The following is a 16,609-nucleotide window of genomic DNA, read 5'->3' on the forward strand; positions in this document are numbered from 1 at the left end:
CGCTGAGCGATCCGGAACACATGCATCGTGGCCGCCAAGGCGCTTGTCAATGAATAAATGAACAGGCCGTATCCTGCGTATCCCGTCGCGGCGTTTAGCCTCGCGCTATTCGGCCGGCTTTTGCCTCATGCCGCTGCTTGGGACATGGCCGCAGCACTAACGGTGAGCCGGCCGCTACGCCAGCCGTCCCCGCAGCGCACTGTTGATGACGTATGTGTCCCGGTCGTCCACGCGCTCGCGCGGGTTGGAGACGGGCTTCCACGCCGGATACAGGTTGGCGTGGCCTTCATGCACGTGCAGCTCCCAGAACGCGCGCACGAAGCCGCCGATGTAGCCGTACTTGTAGGCGTGCCCGGAGCCCGTGGCTGTCGTGTGGACGGTGCGCTGCTTACTCTGCTCGATCACCCCCGCGGCCAGGCCGGTGGCGATGCGGCCTTCTTCCGTGTTGCCGGGGCGGGCGGTGGCCACCAGCCCGTAATAGTCTTCGGCGACACGGCTGGCAGTGGCTTCGTCCTCGGTCTGGAGGAAGGCCACCACGGATGAGAGGAACAGGTTCTTCGTTGTCGCCCTGGCTTTCAGGCGGGTCCACACCGTCGCGTCGAAGGTGAGGTCGGCCATCAGCGTATCCAGCTTGGCCGCGTACGCGCTGGGCACGGACACGCCGGTGAGGTCGGCGCGGGCGGCGTGGTAGCGCGCCAGTGTGTCCACCGGCGTGCCGTTGAGGGCCAGCCGTACCAGCCATTGGTTGACGTCGCGGTTGGCCGAGCCGATGGCGGCCAGCGCGCGCAGCAAGGCGGCGGCCTTGTCCTGCCGGCCGTCGAAGTCGTTGGCACGCTCGCGCACAAAGGGGCCGTGCGTGGCCCACGCGGCCGGCTCGGCGAGCAGCAGGTAGGCGGCCAGCGCGACCGAGGGCTTTTGCTTGGAGGCTTTGGCTTGGGCGGCCTTGTTGTCGCCCGCTCCTTCGAGCCCCTGAAGGTACTCGAACGCGTTGCGCCATTTGCCCTCGGGCTTGAGCCCCAAATCTTCGCAGAAGGCCTTGGCCAGCTTTTCCGTGACCTTGGGTTTCTTGAAGTTGAAGCGGTTGGAGAGCTTCATTTCATCGCTGCCGTCCAACCGCACTTGCTGCGCCTGGTGCAGTGCCTCGGTGGCTGCCGTCAGCTCTTTCAGCCGCTTCTGCAGCGCGTCCTGCGGGGCCTTGCGGTACTGCGCCGCGCTTGTGGCCGCGGTGTTGATCACCTCGTCGCTCACCTCGGCATCCTCTTGCAGCATCTCGCGCAGCGACGCCAGTTCCTCCTGCCATCGCGCCATTGCCGCCAGCGCTGCCTCGCCCAGCTGGTGCACGTCATCCACGACCGTCTGGTCGGGCACCTGCTCGTCGCGCTCGAGCACTTTCTTCCAATCGGATAGCGCCTCGAGCATCCCGTGCCGGCAGACGGTCATGTCACTGGCCACTGCCTTGCTCAGCTCGTCCAGGCGTTTGGCGTGCGGCTGGGAAAGCTTGAGGTTGTCGATGCGCTTCCAGTAGCGCTCCATCGTTTCGGGCAGGAGCACGTCGACGCTGTGCGGGTCCGACTTGCGCATGGTTTCCAGCTTGCGCAGGATGGCCTCGATGTCGTCAAAGTTCGCATAGGGGAACTTCTTGCGCGCAAATGGCAGCAGGGATTGGGCTTCCTCCAGCCGCCACGACTCGGCCTCGGCCAGCGCATCGAGGACTTCGTCGGTCATCTCGAGGCTCGGCTCCTTCGCCAGCCGGGCGCGGATGCCCTCGATGTCCTCGGGACTGGCCTTCTTGCGCGACGTCTTCAGGATGGCCTCGAGGACCTCGCGGACGGCGGTGGGATTTCTGGGCATGGCGGAATCCTTCCGGAACTCAGTGGACGCACACGCGAGCCGCTCGGTGGGTGAGCATGTCAGGCGTGTGCGGTGTTGGCGCGTTAGTGGCCGCCGGTGTGTCCTGGTTCCCGGGTAATCACGTTGCCGCCGTCGATCGCCAAATACAGATCTCAATGAGACACCGCGTCAGCCCCGCGCTCACTGCTTGCCGTCAAAGGCCGGGCGCTATGGCGCTCAACGAGGACCAACATCCACATCGCAAGTTAGGCACGCCCCAGGTGAGATTGATTGATCGCTTGGGATGCACGCCCCAGATAGATCAATCGTGACGTAATCCCCAGGCCGGCGCGGCGCGGCTGGCGCGCAGTGATTGGCCGAGCACCGTCAGTACCGCGATGACCGTGGCAAGCAATGTCGCGCCGACGAAGTAGAGCGGCGAGAGTTCGACACGGTCGTCGAAACCAGCCAGCCACGCCCGCATCGCCACGAATGCCAATGGCCATGCGAGCAGGTTCGCAATCAGCACGGGCCGCAGGAACTGGCCGACGAGCAGCTTTGCGATATCGGCGGACGATGCCCCCAGCGTCTTCCGAATGCCGATCTCCTTCACCCGCCGCTGGGTATTGAACGATGCGAGACCCCACAGCCCGACGCAGCCAATCAGGACCGCCAGCGCCGCACCGATGCCAAACAGGTGAGTGGCGCGATCGTCGGCTTCGTAGAACTGGGCCAGTCGCCGGTCCGCAGTGGCGGCCACGAACGGCACCTGCGGCGCGAGGCGCAGCCAGACCTGCCGCGCGGCGGCCAAGGTCACCTGCGGATCGCCAATGAACCGGACCGCGGCGACGGGCTTTGCAGGACCCTCGCGGTAGTACTGATAGCTGGTGGTGTCGTCTGGTGCGCGCGGCGAGAAGAATCGCAACTGATCGATGACGCCGATGATCGTGCGCGGCATCGCGCCGCCGACGGTCTTGCCAATCGCCTCCTGTGGCGATGCGAAACCGAGCCGCTTCGCTGTCTCGAAATTGATGACGATGTTGCGGCCGAGCTTCCATTTCTGCCAGTCGCTGGCGTCGTCAGCGGCATGCGCGTCATCGAACAACCGGCCCGCCAGCAGTCGCGGCGCATAGGCCTCGAAGAACCCCGGGCCGACGCTGATCACGCGGATCGTCAAGCCCGGCGCCGGGCGGCCCGGCATGTCGATGGCATCGAGCGCGGCATTGCCATCGACGCCCGCACCCACGTTGGCGCTGCCGACGGCGCGGACCCCGGGCAACTCGCGGAATGCTGCAAGGATCGCGCGGGCCTGCGGTGGGCTGATGCCGGTTTCCGCGAGCGAGGGCACCATCAGCAGGCCTTCGCGCTGGAAGCCGAGATCGGCGTTGTGCATGTGACGGGTCTGTGCGACCAGCACTGCCGTGCCGATGACGAAGGCGGTCGCGAGTGCGAATTGCAAGACGACCAGCGCCTCACGCACGCGGACGCCGGCGCGGCCGCCACCCGGTGCTCGCGCCGACGCGAGCACCGTCGCCGTGGGAAACCGCGACAGGAGCAAGGCCGGATAGAAGCCCGCCGCCAGCCCGATGGGCAGCGTAGCCGCCGCCAGGGCCGGCACGACCAGCGAATAGGGCATGGTGAGCGACAGCCCGCCAGCGGCATTGACCCACGGCAGGCTCAACTCCGCGAGGATCAACCCGGCCAACGCAGCAACGGCGACCGTCAGCACCGCTTCGCCCAGGAACTGACCGACCAATGCACGCCGGTCCGCACCCAATACCTTGCGCATTGCCACTTCGCGCGCACGCACCCCAGCCCGGGCGGTTGCGAGGTTGACGTAGTTGACGATGGCGATCAGCAGGGCGATCAGCCCGACGATGCCCAGCGCCACCACCGTCATCTTGCGGCCCGCGCTTTCGGGTCCCTGCGGCTGCAGGTGAATGTCAGACAGAGGCAGCAATGGCAAGGACAGGAACCGTGACGGCTGCGGCCCCATGCTCGTGGCTCGGCGATCGATCATCGCCGGCAGCGTGCGCGCCAACGCCAGCCGCTGCGCCGCCGTGTCGAAGCGCAGGAAAGTGGAGACCGACGCCGTGCCCCACATGTACCACTGCCATTGGCCCGCAGGCGCGCCCTTGGGCAATGGGATGAGGATCGACAACTGCAGTTCGCTGTTGGCCGGCTGATCTTCGAAAACGCCGGCAATCCGGTATGCGGCGGGCCAGTCGATCGAGACGGTCAGTGTCTGGCCAACCGGATCAGTGCTGCCGAAGTACTTGCGGGCGGCCGACCGGCTGATGAGCGCGCTGGTCGGATCGTTGAGCGCGCTGCCGCTGCCCTTGAGCATCGGCAGGGCGAACACATCGAAGAACGATGGATCGACTTGCGCCACGTCTTCCTTGATCGCTTCGGCGCCGCGTTGCACGCTCCCGCCATCCTTGCCGCCGCGGATGCGCGTCCCCACGACACCCGGATGTTCCTCACGCAGTTGCTCCAGCAAGCCTCCCATCGTCATCGAATAGGCGCCGCTGAATGGACTGCCGGGCAGGTCAATGCGCGTCTGCACCAGGTAGATCTGCCCATGGCCTGGCAGCCACTTCTCGTAGCTGGTCTCGAATCGCACATAGAGCGACAGCACCAGGAACACCGCGATGCCCACAGCCAGCCCGCCGATGTTGAGCGCGGCGTGAAGCTTGTGGCGAGTCAGCGAGCGGTAGAGCGACAGCAGCGCGAAGCGGTTCATGGGCGCGGTCCTCAGATCGAGCGGGCCGCGGAGGCCACGATACGGCCGTCAAGCATGTCGATGCGGCGCTTCGCCACGTCGGCGTGGCTGGGCGAATGCGTGACCATGACGATGGTGGCGCCCTCCGCGTTCAGGCCGGCGAGGATGTTCATCACCTGCTCGCCGTTGACGGTGTCAAGGTTGCCGGTCGGCTCGTCAGCAAGGATCAACTTGGGATCGCCGACTATCGCGCGGGCAATCGCAGCGCGCTGCTGCTGGCCGCCGGACAGTTGATGCGGGAAGTGGCGCGCGCGGTGGCCGATGCCGACCTTGTCTATCGCCGCCGCCACCCGCGCGCGCCGGTCGCCGGCATCGGCCCGGTAAGCGAGGCCGAGCGCGACGTTCTCCTCGATCGTCAGCTCGTCGATCAGGTTGAAGCTTTGGAAGACGAAGCCCAACGTCGCGGCGCGGAACTTCGCCAGCTCCTTCTCGTTGAGCGCGGCGAGGTCGCGATCGCCGAACAGGTAGCGGCCGGCGGTCGGGCGGTCGACGGTGCCCAGCGTGTTGAGCAGCGTCGATTTGCCACAGCCCGATGGCCCCATGATGGCGACGAACTCGCCGGCTTCGACGTGGAGGTCGATGTCGTGGAGCGCGGTCGTCTCCACCTCGTCAGAGACGTAGCGGCGCTGGATCTTCTCGAGACGGATCACGGCTTGCCCTTCAGCGGATGTTGAGAACGTCGCCCCTCATGGAGGCGGTGTGGGAGGTGACGATGCGGTCGCCGGGTTTCAGGCCGGACAGGATTTCGACCTGCTCAGGGTTGCGACGGCCCGTTTTCACGGCGCGGCGGCGGGCGTGTTCGCCATCGGCGTCGAACACGAAGACCGACGTGCCGCCACCGGCGTCGAGCCAGCCACCCACCGGCGCGATCAGGGCGGGTGCGGTGCTGCCGAGCGTGATGCGGATGTCGAGCGTCTGACCGCGATTGAGGCCAGCGGGCGGCATGCCTTCGACCGCGAGTTCGATGCGGAAGCGGCCGTCCTTCACCGCAGGCAGCACTTTCGAGACGGTCAGCGAGAGGCTCTCTGCGCTCGCCCGCTGGCCGACGGCGATGCGTCCAAGATAGTATTCATCGACGTCCGCGGTCAGCTTCCACGAGCCTTCGCTGTCGACCTGCCCTGCCGCATCGCCGGGGCGCAGCGTCTGGCCGGGTTGGATCGTGAAGTTGATCAGCCGCCCGGCGTTGGGCGCGCGGATGGTCAACGTATCCAGGCCAGCGCGGACCGCGGCCAAACTGCGCTCCAACTGCCCGCGCGTGTCATCCAGCCGTGCGCCCTGGGTCGCTGTGATACGCGCCTCGTCGTCGTTGCCTGCTTGCAGTTGGTCGAGCCGTTTCTGCTGATAGGCGGCCTCCTCTGCATAGCTCTTCACTCCTGCCGCGGATACGAACCCGTCTTCGTGCAGCTGCTGGCGGGTCGACAGTTCGCGCCGCGCCTTCAGAAGGTCGTAGGTGGCCTGCGCGATCTGGGCCGCGCGATCCAGCCGGTTGCGCGCAATACCCAGGTTCTCGCCCGCGATGCCGCCCAACTGGCTGGCGATTTGCGCTTCGCGCGTCAGCACGTCGAGCCGCAGGGCAGGATTGGCCAGAGTCGCCAGCGCCTGGCCCTCAGCCACCGTCGTGCCGTCCTGCACCAGCAGCTTCTCGACATGCCCCCCGGTCAGAACACCAACGAGCGTCGTCACCTTCGGAGCGACCGTGGCACGCACCGGCAGGTAGTCGGCAAAGGGCGCGCGGACGACCGCACCGCTTTCGATGTCGGCAGCGGCGATGTCGGTCGACCCGCTGGCGGGCAGGAAGCGCCAGACCAACGCCGTTGCCAGCACCAGCGTCGCCGCCATCGGCGTTGCACGGTGGCGCCACCACGGCGTCGCGGCGCGTTCGACGCGGCTGTCCATGCCCACGCCGGTGATGGATGCAGGCGGCATATTTGCGTGCACGAGCCGTTCGGTCATCATGCTGACAGTGTGGTTGCAGAAGGCCTGAAGGACTAAAACGTGATGCCGCAACAACTTAGCGAGGATCCACAGGAGGCCCTCCGTCCGGCGATGGACACACCGTCCGGAAGTGGACGGTCGAAAAGCCTGTCAATCCTGCTGGTGGATGACAACCCGGCCGTTGCAGAGGCGATGGAGATCGCGTTCCGTATCGCCGGGCATCGACTGGACAACGCGAACGGGCCGGAGGCCGCGTATTCACGCCTGGCCGCGTCCTGTTACGACGCGGTGCTGCTCGACATGAACTTCGCCGCGGGCCGGTCAGACGGCGCCGAGGGCTTGGAATGCCTGCATCGGATCGTTGCTGATGACCCGGCGACGTGCGCCGTCGTCATCACCGCGCACAGCGGCATCCGCATCGCAGTGGCGGCGATGCAGGCCGGCGCACGGGACTTCGTGATGAAGCCGTGGCGCAACGCCGAGTTGGTTGCCAAGGTCGAAGCCGCGGTCGCGCGCAACCGGCCGATGGCGGCGGTGCAGGCCGCTGCGCCACAGGAGCCGGCCCGGCTGCTCGGTGACAGCGCGGCGATGCAGCGGCTGCGCGATCTCGTGCGCCGCTTCGGTCCGACTGGCGCGGGCGTCACCATCACGGGGCCGGCGGGGAGCGGCCGCACGCTTACCGCGCTGGCGGTGCACGCCAACTCAGCCGATGCCGCGACGCCGCTGCTGCGCGTCGACCTGCGCGACGATGCCGCATGGGATCGGCTCGACGGGGCGACGGGTACCGTCTTGTTGCGCCATCCCGACCGGCTGGATGCGGTGGCGCAGGCACGGCTGCTCGACCGTCTGCCTCCTGCGGTGAGATGCATCGCGATCGCGGAAAGCGTGGCGTCGCTGACGCCGGCGTTGCAGCGTCGTGTGGCGACTGTCGAGATCGCCGTACCGCCGCTGGCTGCGCGTGGAAATGACGCGATCTTGCTCGCGCGGCACTTCACCCGCATCGCCGCCGAGCGATTCGCACGCCCCGCGGCAAGACTGAGCGAAGCAGCCGAGGCGGCGGTGCAAGCGGGCGGATGGCCCGACGAGGTTCGCGGCCTGGCGCTTGCGATTGAGCGTGCGGTGCTCCTGACCGAGGACGGCACGATCTCCACCGCTGCACTCGCACCGTCGGTGTCGGTGCCCGTCACCCAAACGCAGGCTGGTGGGTTCGACTTGATCGACGCCGAACGCGCCGTCATCGCAGCGGCGTTGCGTGAGCATCGCCATAACGTCACGCATGCCGCCACCGCGCTGGGCTTGAGCCGCGGTGCGCTGTACCGCCGCATGGCGCGCCATGGGCTCTAGACATGGCTTGCGGGCGGCACTCCATGCGATCGGGTTCGTCGCATGCGGCGTCGCCGCGGGCACGGCAGTGCACCAGGGCTATTGGGGGCTGCTCGTCGGGGCGACGCTGGTCGCCTTTTGGCTCGGCGCACTGGACTGGGGTCGGGCCGCAAGGCCCCTATCGACGCCCGACCCTGTCACCCCAGCGCCGGATGTGACCACGCCTCGCCTGCTGCTGGACGTCGCGCCGACGCCAATACTGGCGATCGAGGGCGGCTGCGCCCGTGCGCTCAACCGCGCCGCGCGCCGGTTGTTCGCTACCGACGACCGCGTCCTGCCGGTGCCCCTTGAACTGTTGGACCGCGATGCCCGCCATCTGCGCCATGAAGCGCGAAGCTGGCGCATCGATCGCATCATGCTGGGCAGCGGCATGGTCGTCGCGCTCATCGACATCGAACAGGAAGAACGCGCGGCAGAGGCGCGCGCGAGCGCCGAACTGATTCAGGTCCTCGGCCATGAGCTGCTCAACGGCCTGGCCCCGATCGCGTCTCTGGCCGAGAGCGGGCTGGCGGCGGTTGGGCAGCCCAACGCCGACCTGACGCTGCTGCGGGAAATCCTCGCCACATTGGCGCGCCGCGCGGAAGGCCTGCAGCGCTTCGCCGAGGCCTATCGCGCGCTGGCCCGTCTGCCCGATCCCTTGCTGCTCCCGGTGGCGGTGCGGCCGATGTTGGGCGATCTGGCGCGGCTGTTCGCCGGCCGTTGGCCGGGCATTGCGTTGACTGTCGAAGTCCCGGACGATCTGCGTTGGCCGCTGGATCGAGACCAAATCAGCCAGGCACTGTGGGCCTTGCTGCAGAACGCGGCTGAGGCCGTGCTGGACCGCAACGACGGGCAAGTGACGCTGGCGGCTCGCATTGCCGATGGCGGCCTCGCGATCGAAGTCAGCGACAACGGCCCGGGCATCCCACCCGAAGCAGCCGCACGCATCTTTCGCCCATTCCACACCACCAAGCCCGAAGGCACTGGCATAGGCCTCAGCCTCGCCCGCCAGATTGCGCAGGCGCACGGCGGCACGCTGACGCTCGGCACCGGAGCCGCCGTCACGTCGTTCCGCCTTCTGCTCCCCGGCCGCGACGGCTCCTCATCTCCAGGGTGATGGTGGGTTTTCAGATATCGGCACTCGAACGATATGTTGTGATCGAGACATGATGTTATATATTCAACTACATGAAGTGGTTGCTCCTCATCCTCTCGCTGCCGACCGAGAACACCGCCGCCCGCATGCGCGTCTGGCGGGCGCTCAAGGGCTGCGGCGCGGCGGTGCTGCGCGACGGCGTCTACCTGCTGCCGCACTCCGGGGCGCATGAGGCGGCGCTGGGTGGCATTGCCGACGACCTGCGCCAGAACGACGGCACGGCTCATCTGCTGGGCACGGAGTCTGGCGACGAAAATTTCCCTGCGCTGTTCAACCGCAGCGCCGAGTTCGCGGCCCTGCTGGGCGATATCGCCGACGGTCGCAAGCGGCTCAGCGCCGAGCAGGCGATGGAGTCGGTCAAGCTGGCCCGCAAGCTGCGCAAAGCCTTCGACCAGCTCGTCGCCATCGACTTCTTTCCCGGTGAGGCCCAACGTCAGGCCCGCGAAGCATTGGAAGAATTTGAGGGCCAGGCCAACCGGCTGCTGTCGCCGGATGAGCCTCAACCTGCCGTGCGAACCATCACGCCGCTGGATCGGGCCGACTACCAGGGGCGGATCTGGGCCACGCGCGCCCGGCCGTGGGTCGACCGGATGGCCTGCGCCTGGCTGATCCGCCGTTTCATCGATCCCGAAGCCCGCGTCTTGTGGCTCAAGTCGCAGGCCGACTGCCCGAAGAGGGCGCTCGGCTTCGACTTCGACGGCGCGACCTTCACCCACGTCGGCGCGCGCGTGACCTTCGAGACGCTGCTCGCCAGCTTCGGCCTGGAGACGCCCGCGTTGCTGCGCCTGGGCCTGCTGGTGCACAGCCTGGACATCGGCGGCGTGCAGCCGCCAGAAGCCGCGGGCGTCGAGCGCGTGCTGGCCGGCATGCGCGAGGCCATCACCGATGACGACCAGCTGATGCAGGTCAGCGCCGGGGTCTTCGAGGGCCTGCTGACTGCCTTCCAGAACGCCGAGGACAAGCCATGAACGCCATCCCCCAGGACCTTCCTCTTGACCCAGCCGGCCTGAACGGCGTGTCCGCGCATGGCTGCTGACCATCCACCCATGCTGGCGTTGCTCTATCCAGGAGACCGCGCAGCGCGTGACCGCAATGACCCGGACGAGAGTCGCTTTGCCGCGCTGTTCGAGGCCTTTGCCGCCGCCGGCATTGCGGCCGAGCCGGCCGTCTATCACGACGACTTCGCCGATGAAGTCGCTACCCAGCTGAAGCGAGTGGATGGCCTGCTGGTCTGGTGCAACCCCATCGAGGCGGGCTGCCGCCGTGACCGGCTCGATGCAATGCTGCGCGAGCTGGCCGCGGGCGGCGTCTTCGTCAGCACGCATCCCGACACCCTGCTCAAGCTCGGCACCAAGGACGTGCTTGTCGACGTGCGCGACCTGCCCTTCGGCAGCGATGCGGTCCGCGTCGACAGCCTGGCGCAACTGGCCGACGAGTTGCCGCGTCGGTTGATCGGCGGGGCGCGTGTGCTCAAGCAGCACCGTGGGCAAAGTGGCAACGGTGTCTGGCGTGTCGAGGCCACCGGCTGCGCGCTTTTGAAGGTGCGCCATGCGCAGCGGGGCAGCGAGGAGGAATTGCTCAGCCTGCACGAACTGCAACAGCGGCTGGCGCCTTATTTCGAGCCGGAAAACGGCGGCCACATGATCGACCAGGCCTGGCAGCCGCGTCTCGTCGACGGCATGGTGAGGGCCTACCTCGTCGAAGACCGCGTTGCGGGCTTCGGGCACCAGGCTGTCAATGCGCTCCATCCCGCGAAGGACGGTGGGCCGCCACCTGCCACCAGCCCGCGGCTCTATCACCCGGCCGACCAGCCGCAGTTCCAGGCGCTGCGACAGCATCTGGAGTCCGGATGGATAGACCTGCTGCGCGAGCGCGCCGGCCTGAACCGGGACCAGCTGCCCATGCTGTGGGATTGCGATTTCCTGTTCGGTGAGCAACCGGGCAGCTACGTGCTCTGCGAGATCAACGTCAGCAGCGTGTCGCCGTTTCCACCCTCGGCCGTCGCGCCGCTCGTGAAAGCGGTCAAGGCGCGTCTGGGGCGTTGACTTCAGTGGTCATGCCCGTGATGGGCGTCCGGCACATGCGCATGGCTGTGGCGCTCGGGCTGGTGCTGGTGCCGATGGCTGTGCGCGCCTTCGGGCATCGGATCATGGTGATGGTCGTGATGCCCGTCATCGTGCCGGTGTGCGTGCTCGTGCTGCAGCGCCTCGTGCTCATGCTCATGCGCGTGCGACTCGGCCAGGTGCAGCGCGACACCCAGCAGCATCAGCAGGCCCCCCGCCGCCATGCCCCAGCCGGCTGAACGGTCGCCCAATCCGAAGGCCAGCGCGGCGCCAATGAAGGGTGCAAACGCGAAGACGGAGCCCGTGCGGGCTGCGCCGAACTCGCGCTGGGCCAGCAGGTAGAAGCGCAGGCTCAGGCCATAGCCGGTCGCACCAATGCCCATCAACCCTGCCGCTGCGCCAAGGCTGGGCATCGCCTCGCCCGCGACGAAGGCCAGCACCGCCGTTGCCGCAGCGCCCAGCGCAGCCTTGGCGAGCACGACCTGGCCGGGATCGCGTTCAGCCAGCGCGCGCGACAAGGTGTTGTCCGTGCCCCAGGCGGCCGTTGCCGCGAGCACGGCAAGCAGCCCGACCCATTGGCCACTTGACGCTAGGCCCTGGTCAAGGATGAGCAGCACACCGCCTGCGAGCAGCAGCAGCATCGCCGCCCAGACGCGCCGGTCCATGGTCTCGCCATAGAGGCGCCAGGCCAGCACGGCCGTGAAGAGAGCCTCCAGCGTCAGCATCAGCGACGCGCCGGTGCCGCTGGTGCGCTGCAATCCCCACGCCAGCGCCACCGGGCCGATCACCGCGCCGAAGAGGGCGACGGCCAGCAGGCGTGGCAGGTCCGAGCGGAGCACGCGCGCCTCCTTCTCCGCCTTCTGGCGCAGCAGTGCGCCGACGAGACCAGCGCCGGCATACAGCAACGCCGCGGTCGTGAACGGCCCCAGTCCTTGGCCGAGCTTCTGCACGAGGGGCGTGCTGACGCCGAACAGCGCGGCCGCCAGCAGGGCCAGCAGGCCACCGCGCAGCGCAGGGAAGTTCAGGTGAAGGGGCATGTCCGGTTTCGCTCTCAGGGCTGACCGCCGTGCCGGACCAGGCGCTTGTGAAAGCCCGTGATGGTGACGGTCACCGTGACCGGCTGCTGGTTGCGGTTCTTCCAGAACCAGCCATGCGTGCCTGCGAACGGCGCCACGAAGGTGCCGGCGCCCTGGCGCTGGCCGGCTTCGATGTCGTAGCTGGTGTACTCGTCCTTCGAGCCGGCCCGCTCGCCATGCAGGTCCACGGCCACGTCACCACTGGCGGACCAGTGGAAGACCATGCCCTGGCCGGCGTCGAGCTCCGCCTGGACCTCGGCGCCCTTGCCCGGGGCCAGCGTCACCGTCACGCTCTCCGTGCGCGGCGCCAAGGCGCTCGGTTTGACCGCCGGCGCATCGAAGCTCTGGCCCGCCTGCTTGCCGAACACCGCCTCGGCCCTGGCTGCTAGCGTCCCGTTGTCGCGGGCCGCATCGGCCGCCCAGAGTGGCATGCCAGTGGCGAGCAGGACGCCCAGAGCAATCAGTCGTTTCGTCATGACGGCACGTTACTTGATGGCGTGCGGCGCCGCATGGCCTCGATCAACGTCTAGAAAGCCTCCTGCGCGCCCGCCGAGGGCTCTTCATCCCGCAACAGCCGTATCAAGGGGCGCTCACCCACCAGCCAGAAGATGACCGGCGTCAGCACCGTGTCCAGCAGCGTCGAGCTGACCAGGCCACCGAAGATGACGACGGCCACCGGGTGCAGGATCTCCTTGCCCGGCTCGTCGCCCGCCAGCAGCAACGGCGTCAGCGCGAAAGCAGCGACGAGGGCCGTCATCAGCACCGGCGTCAGCCGCTCCAGCGAGCCGCGCACGATCATGGGCCGGCCGAAGCGCTCGCCCTCGAAGCGGCACAGGTTGATGTAGTGGCTGACCTTGAGGATGCCGTTGCGCGTGGCAATGCCGGCCAGCGTGATGAAGCCCACCATGGTTGCCACCGACAGCGTCACGCCGGCCAGCCACATCGCGATGACGGCGCCGACCAGTGCCAGCGGGATGTTGGCCATGATGATGCCGGCCAGCACCGCCGAGCGGTAGCGCGTGTAGAGCACGAGGAACATCATCGCCAGCGACACCAGCGACAGGCCGACGATGAGCCGCGTGGCCTGCTCCTGGGCCTGGAACTGGCCCTCCAGGCTGACAAAGGCGCCGGTGGGCAGCGCCGTCTTGGCGATGACCTGGCGAATGTCGCCGATGACGCGGCCCATGTCGCGGCCGTCCGTATTGGCGTAGACGACGATGCGCCGGCGGCCGTTCTCGCGGCCGATCTGGTTGGGTCCGTCGGACTCTTCCACGGTGGCGATGCTGGACAGCGGCAACCGCCCGGCCGGTGTGTCGATGAGCGTGCGCGCCAAGTCCTGCGGGCCGCGCTGGTCGTCGGGCAGGCGCAGCACCAGGTCATAGCGGCGCTGGCCGTCGACGATTTGCGCTCCCTGATTCGGATGCGCGCCATCGGTCAGCGCCTGCAGCACGCGCACCGCCTCACCGGGTGAGAGCCCCGCCTGGGCGACCTTGCGCTGGTCCAGCCGCACGGCGATTTGCGGGATCAGCACCTGCTTTTCGACGGTGAGGTCCACCAGACCCGGCACGCTGCTCAGCCCCGCCCGCATCTGCTCGGCCAGGCCGCGCAGCGTGTCGGTGTCGTCGCCATAGATCTTCACGGCGACCTGCGCCCGTACGCCCGACAGCAGATGGTCCAGCCGGTGCGAGATAGGTTGGCCGATGGCGACCTGGGCGGGCAGCGAGGCGAGCTGGGCCCGGATGCTGGCCATCACCGCCTCGCGGTCGACGGGCTTGCCGCCGCGCCGCAGGTCCACGTCGATCTCCGACGAGTGCACGCCCTCGGCATGCTCGTCCAGTTCGGCGCGTCCGGTGCGGCGGCCGACCTGGGTCACCTCGGGCACCTGGCCGATCAGCCTCTCGGCCAGCGCGCCCATGCGGTTGGCCTCGGCCAGCGACGTGCCGGGGTTGAACATCAGCGACAACACCAGGGAGCCCTCGTTGAAGGCCGGCAGGAAGGCGCGCGGAAAGAACGGCACGCTGGCCGCGGCGGCAGCCACGGCGATCACCGCCGAGACGATCAGCAGCTGCGCGCGCGGGAAGGACCAGGTCAGCAGCCGTTCGTCCCAGCGTTTGAGCCGCGCGACCAGCGGGCTGTCGCCATGGTCCAGCCGCTTCATGCGCGGCAGCAGGAAGGCGCTCAGCACCGGCGTGACCGTCATGGACACGAGCATCGAAGCGAGGATGGACACGATGTAGGCAATGCCCAGCGGCGTGAACAGCCGCCCCTCGATGCCCGGCAGCGCGAACAGCGGCACGAAGACGAGCACGACGATCAGCGTCGCGTAGACGATGCCGGTGCGCACCTCGACGCTCGCGGCCCGCACGACCTCCAGCACCGGCTTCGGGTGGGCCAGCGCCCGGTTCTCGCGCAGGCGGCGCTGGATGTTCTCGACGTCAACCACCGCGTCATCCACCAGCTCGCCGATGGCGATCGCCAAGCCGCCGAGCGTCATCACGTTGATGGATTGGTCGAGCAGGCGGAACACGAGTGCCGTCACTGCCAGCGACAGCGGGATCGCGATCAGCGAGATCAGCGTCGTGCGCACCGACAGCAGGAAGGCGAACAGCACGATGGCCACCATGATGGCGCCGTCGCGCAGCGCGCCGGTGACGTTGCTGATCGAGGCCTCGATGAAGTCGGCCTGGCGGAACAGCACCTGGGGCGCGCTCAGGCCCTTGGGCAGGCCGGGCTCGAGCTCGCCCAGGGCCGTCTCGATCTGCTTGGTCAGCTGCACCGTGTCGGCGTCCGGCTGCTTCTGCACGCTGACGATGACGGCCGGTGCGCCCTTGTAGCCGGCGTCGCCGCGCTTGAAGCCGGCGGCGAAGCGCGCGTTGGCTACCTGCTCCAGCAGGATGGCGCGGCCGTCCTTCCAGGCGACGGCGATGCCCTGCAGGTCCTCGATGCGGTGCGTGCGGCCAAGGTGGCGGATCAGGTATTCGCGGCTGTTCAGATCGATGAAGCCACCGCCCGCGTTGCTCGCAAAGCCGCGCAGCGCCTGCTCCACCTGCGTCAGCGACACGCCGAGCTGGGCCATGCGCACCGTGTCGGGCTCCACGCGCAGCGTGCGCACCTCGCCGCCGATGGGGATGACCTGGGCCACGCCATGGATGGCGAGCAGCCGAGGCCGCAACACGAAGTCCGCGTACTCGCGTGCCTGCATCGGCGTCGCCTGTCCGGCGCCCAGCGGCAACGCGATCAGCATGACCTCGCCCATGATGGACGAGACGGGGCCCATGACCGGCGCGATGTCGCCCGGCAGCCGGCCGCGCAGTTGCGCCAGCCGCTCGGACACCTGTTGGCGGTTGCGGTAGACGTCGGTGCCCCAGTCGAACTCGGCGTAGACGATGGAAAGGCTGACACCCGAGGTGGAGCGCACCCGCGTGATGCCCGGCATGCCGTTCAGCGCCGTCTCGATGGGGAAGCTGACGAGCTGCTCGACCTCCTCGGGCGCCATGCCGCCGGCCTCGGTCAGCACGGTGACCTGGGGCTTGTTCAGGTCGGGGAAGACATCGACCGGCGTGCGCCAGGCGGTGAGGCCGCCATAGGCCATCAGCAGTGCAGCAATGGCCAGAACGAAGAGCCGGTTGCGCAGGCTGGTGTGGACAATCCAGTTGAACATGGCCGTCCCTTCAGCGGATCTGCGCGATGAGCGCCGCGCCAACGACGACGACGCGGTTGTCCGCCGCCAGGCCGCGCGTCACGAGCACGGTCTTCGCGTCCAGCGGCCTAGCCTGCACCGGCTGCGGCATGTAGCGCTCGCCGCCGGTCTTGATCCACACGACGGCCTCGTTGACGGGGCTGCGCACGACGGCCTCGGCCGGCAGCACGATGCCCTTGGCCTTGTCCTTCAGCGCGACGATGACCGTGACCGTCTGGCCCACGGCCAATGGCATGGCCTTGTCGGCCTGTGCGCGAAAGCTCAGCGGCAAGCTGCCGTCGCGCAGTGCACGGGGCACGCCGGCGAGCTGCAGCTTCACGCCGCTGACGTCCGCCAGCTCGGCGTTGGCAATGCGCTGGCCCAAAGTCACGTCAGCCGTCTGCGCTTCGACCATCAGCCGCGCCGGGTCAACGATGTCGACGAGCACGTCACGCGCGTCGATGACCTGGCCGGCCATCAGCTCGGTGCGGGCGATGACGCCCGACACCGGCGCGCGCAGCGGCTCGCGCTGATCCAGGCTGGCGGCGATGCTGCGCTCGCGCGCGGCCAGGGACTTGGCCTCCAGGCGCGCGGCCTCGATCTCCTTGCGCGGCACCGTGCCCTCCAGTCCTTCAAGCCTCTTCAGACGCTGCTCGGCGAGCTGGCGGCCGGCGCGCAACTCGGCACGCTGGGCCTCCTGGTTGGCCTGAGCGAAAGGCTCGGCGT

At 68.2% G+C, this 16,609-nt stretch carries 12 protein-coding genes; 4 read left to right on the forward strand and 8 right to left on the reverse strand.

The genetic code is table 11. The annotated features are described in order from the left end of the window. Positions 1-174: 174 nt before the first annotated feature. From AC1DU6_RS02115 to AC1DU6_RS02130, 4 genes are all read right to left on the reverse strand, one after another. A complete protein-coding gene (locus AC1DU6_RS02115) occupies positions 175-2,007 on the reverse strand; it encodes a hypothetical protein (RefSeq protein ID WP_477855969.1) in 1,833 nt (610 codons plus the stop codon). 145 nt (positions 2,008-2,152) lie between these two features. Continuing rightward, positions 2,153-4,573 carry an ABC transporter permease gene (locus tag AC1DU6_RS02120; protein WP_457324641.1) on the reverse strand — a complete coding sequence of 807 codons (2,421 nt, stop codon included), beginning with the start codon at positions 4,571-4,573 and terminating at the stop codon, positions 2,153-2,155. Between the two features lie 11 nt (positions 4,574-4,584). Further along, positions 4,585-5,262 (reverse strand): ABC transporter ATP-binding protein, encoded by a 678-nt coding sequence (locus AC1DU6_RS02125; RefSeq protein WP_457324640.1) that lies wholly within the window; start codon positions 5,260-5,262, stop codon positions 4,585-4,587. A 10-nt stretch (positions 5,263-5,272) separates the two neighbouring features. Next, positions 5,273-6,565: an efflux RND transporter periplasmic adaptor subunit gene (locus AC1DU6_RS02130; protein ID WP_457389295.1), complete on the reverse strand. Its 1,293-nt coding sequence runs from the start codon at positions 6,563-6,565 to the stop codon at positions 5,273-5,275. Positions 6,566-6,610: 45 nt separating this feature from the next. Between AC1DU6_RS02130 and AC1DU6_RS02135 the strand changes: the two genes are divergently transcribed. From AC1DU6_RS02135 to AC1DU6_RS02150, 4 genes are all read left to right on the forward strand, one after another. After that, positions 6,611-7,891 carry a sigma-54-dependent transcriptional regulator gene (locus tag AC1DU6_RS02135; RefSeq protein ID WP_457389296.1) on the forward strand — a complete coding sequence of 427 codons (1,281 nt, stop codon included), beginning with the start codon at positions 6,611-6,613 and terminating at the stop codon, positions 7,889-7,891. A gap of 7 nt (positions 7,892-7,898) precedes the next feature. After that, entirely contained in the window at positions 7,899-9,026 is a 1,128-nt protein-coding gene (locus tag AC1DU6_RS02140) for a sensor histidine kinase (RefSeq protein WP_457389297.1), read from the forward strand. Positions 9,027-9,097: 71 nt separating this feature from the next. Next, positions 9,098-10,033, forward strand: coding sequence for a chromate resistance protein ChrB domain-containing protein (locus tag AC1DU6_RS02145; RefSeq protein WP_457320722.1), 936 nt, complete (start codon positions 9,098-9,100; stop codon positions 10,031-10,033). Positions 10,034-10,111: 78 nt separating this feature from the next. Beyond that, positions 10,112-11,110 (forward strand): Cj0069 family protein, encoded by a 999-nt coding sequence (locus AC1DU6_RS02150; protein ID WP_457320724.1) that lies wholly within the window; start codon positions 10,112-10,114, stop codon positions 11,108-11,110. 2 nt (positions 11,111-11,112) lie between these two features. Here the strand turns inward: AC1DU6_RS02150 and AC1DU6_RS02155 are convergent, their stop codons facing one another. The 4 genes from AC1DU6_RS02155 to AC1DU6_RS02170 all read right to left on the reverse strand — a co-directional run. Then, positions 11,113-12,165 (reverse strand): DMT family transporter, encoded by a 1,053-nt coding sequence (locus AC1DU6_RS02155; RefSeq protein WP_457320726.1) that lies wholly within the window; start codon positions 12,163-12,165, stop codon positions 11,113-11,115. 14 nt (positions 12,166-12,179) lie between these two features. Beyond that, the gene (locus AC1DU6_RS02160; RefSeq protein WP_457320728.1) at positions 12,180-12,680 is read right to left on the reverse strand and encodes a hypothetical protein; all 501 of its coding nucleotides are present in this window, start codon (positions 12,678-12,680) and stop codon (positions 12,180-12,182) included. Positions 12,681-12,730: 50 nt separating this feature from the next. Beyond that, positions 12,731-15,865 (reverse strand): efflux RND transporter permease subunit, encoded by a 3,135-nt coding sequence (locus AC1DU6_RS02165; RefSeq protein ID WP_457320730.1) that lies wholly within the window; start codon positions 15,863-15,865, stop codon positions 12,731-12,733. A gap of 10 nt (positions 15,866-15,875) precedes the next feature. Next, a partial coding sequence (locus AC1DU6_RS02170; RefSeq protein ID WP_477855970.1) for an efflux RND transporter periplasmic adaptor subunit occupies positions 15,876-16,609 on the reverse strand: 734 nt, incomplete at its 5' end.

Source organism: Roseateles sp. P5_B10 (genome assembly GCF_056400485.1).

What these genes read in the sequence shown, in the direction of transcription:
- AC1DU6_RS02150 (WP_457320724.1), top strand. Translation starts at nt 10,112, where the DNA reads ATGCTGGCGTTGCTCTATCCAGGAGACCGCGCAGCGCGTGACCGCAAT.
- AC1DU6_RS02155 (WP_457320726.1), bottom strand. Translation starts at nt 12,165, where the DNA reads ATGCCCCTTCACCTGAACTTCCCTGCGCTGCGCGGTGGCCTGCTGGCC.
- AC1DU6_RS02130 (WP_457389295.1), bottom strand. Translation starts at nt 6,565, where the DNA reads ATGACCGAACGGCTCGTGCACGCAAATATGCCGCCTGCATCCATCACC.
- AC1DU6_RS02160 (WP_457320728.1), bottom strand. Translation starts at nt 12,680, where the DNA reads ATGACGAAACGACTGATTGCTCTGGGCGTCCTGCTCGCCACTGGCATG.
- AC1DU6_RS02145 (WP_457320722.1), top strand. Translation starts at nt 9,098, where the DNA reads ATGAAGTGGTTGCTCCTCATCCTCTCGCTGCCGACCGAGAACACCGCC.
- AC1DU6_RS02165 (WP_457320730.1), bottom strand. Translation starts at nt 15,865, where the DNA reads ATGTTCAACTGGATTGTCCACACCAGCCTGCGCAACCGGCTCTTCGTT.
- AC1DU6_RS02120 (WP_457324641.1), bottom strand. Translation starts at nt 4,573, where the DNA reads ATGAACCGCTTCGCGCTGCTGTCGCTCTACCGCTCGCTGACTCGCCAC.
- AC1DU6_RS02135 (WP_457389296.1), top strand. Translation starts at nt 6,611, where the DNA reads ATGCCGCAACAACTTAGCGAGGATCCACAGGAGGCCCTCCGTCCGGCG.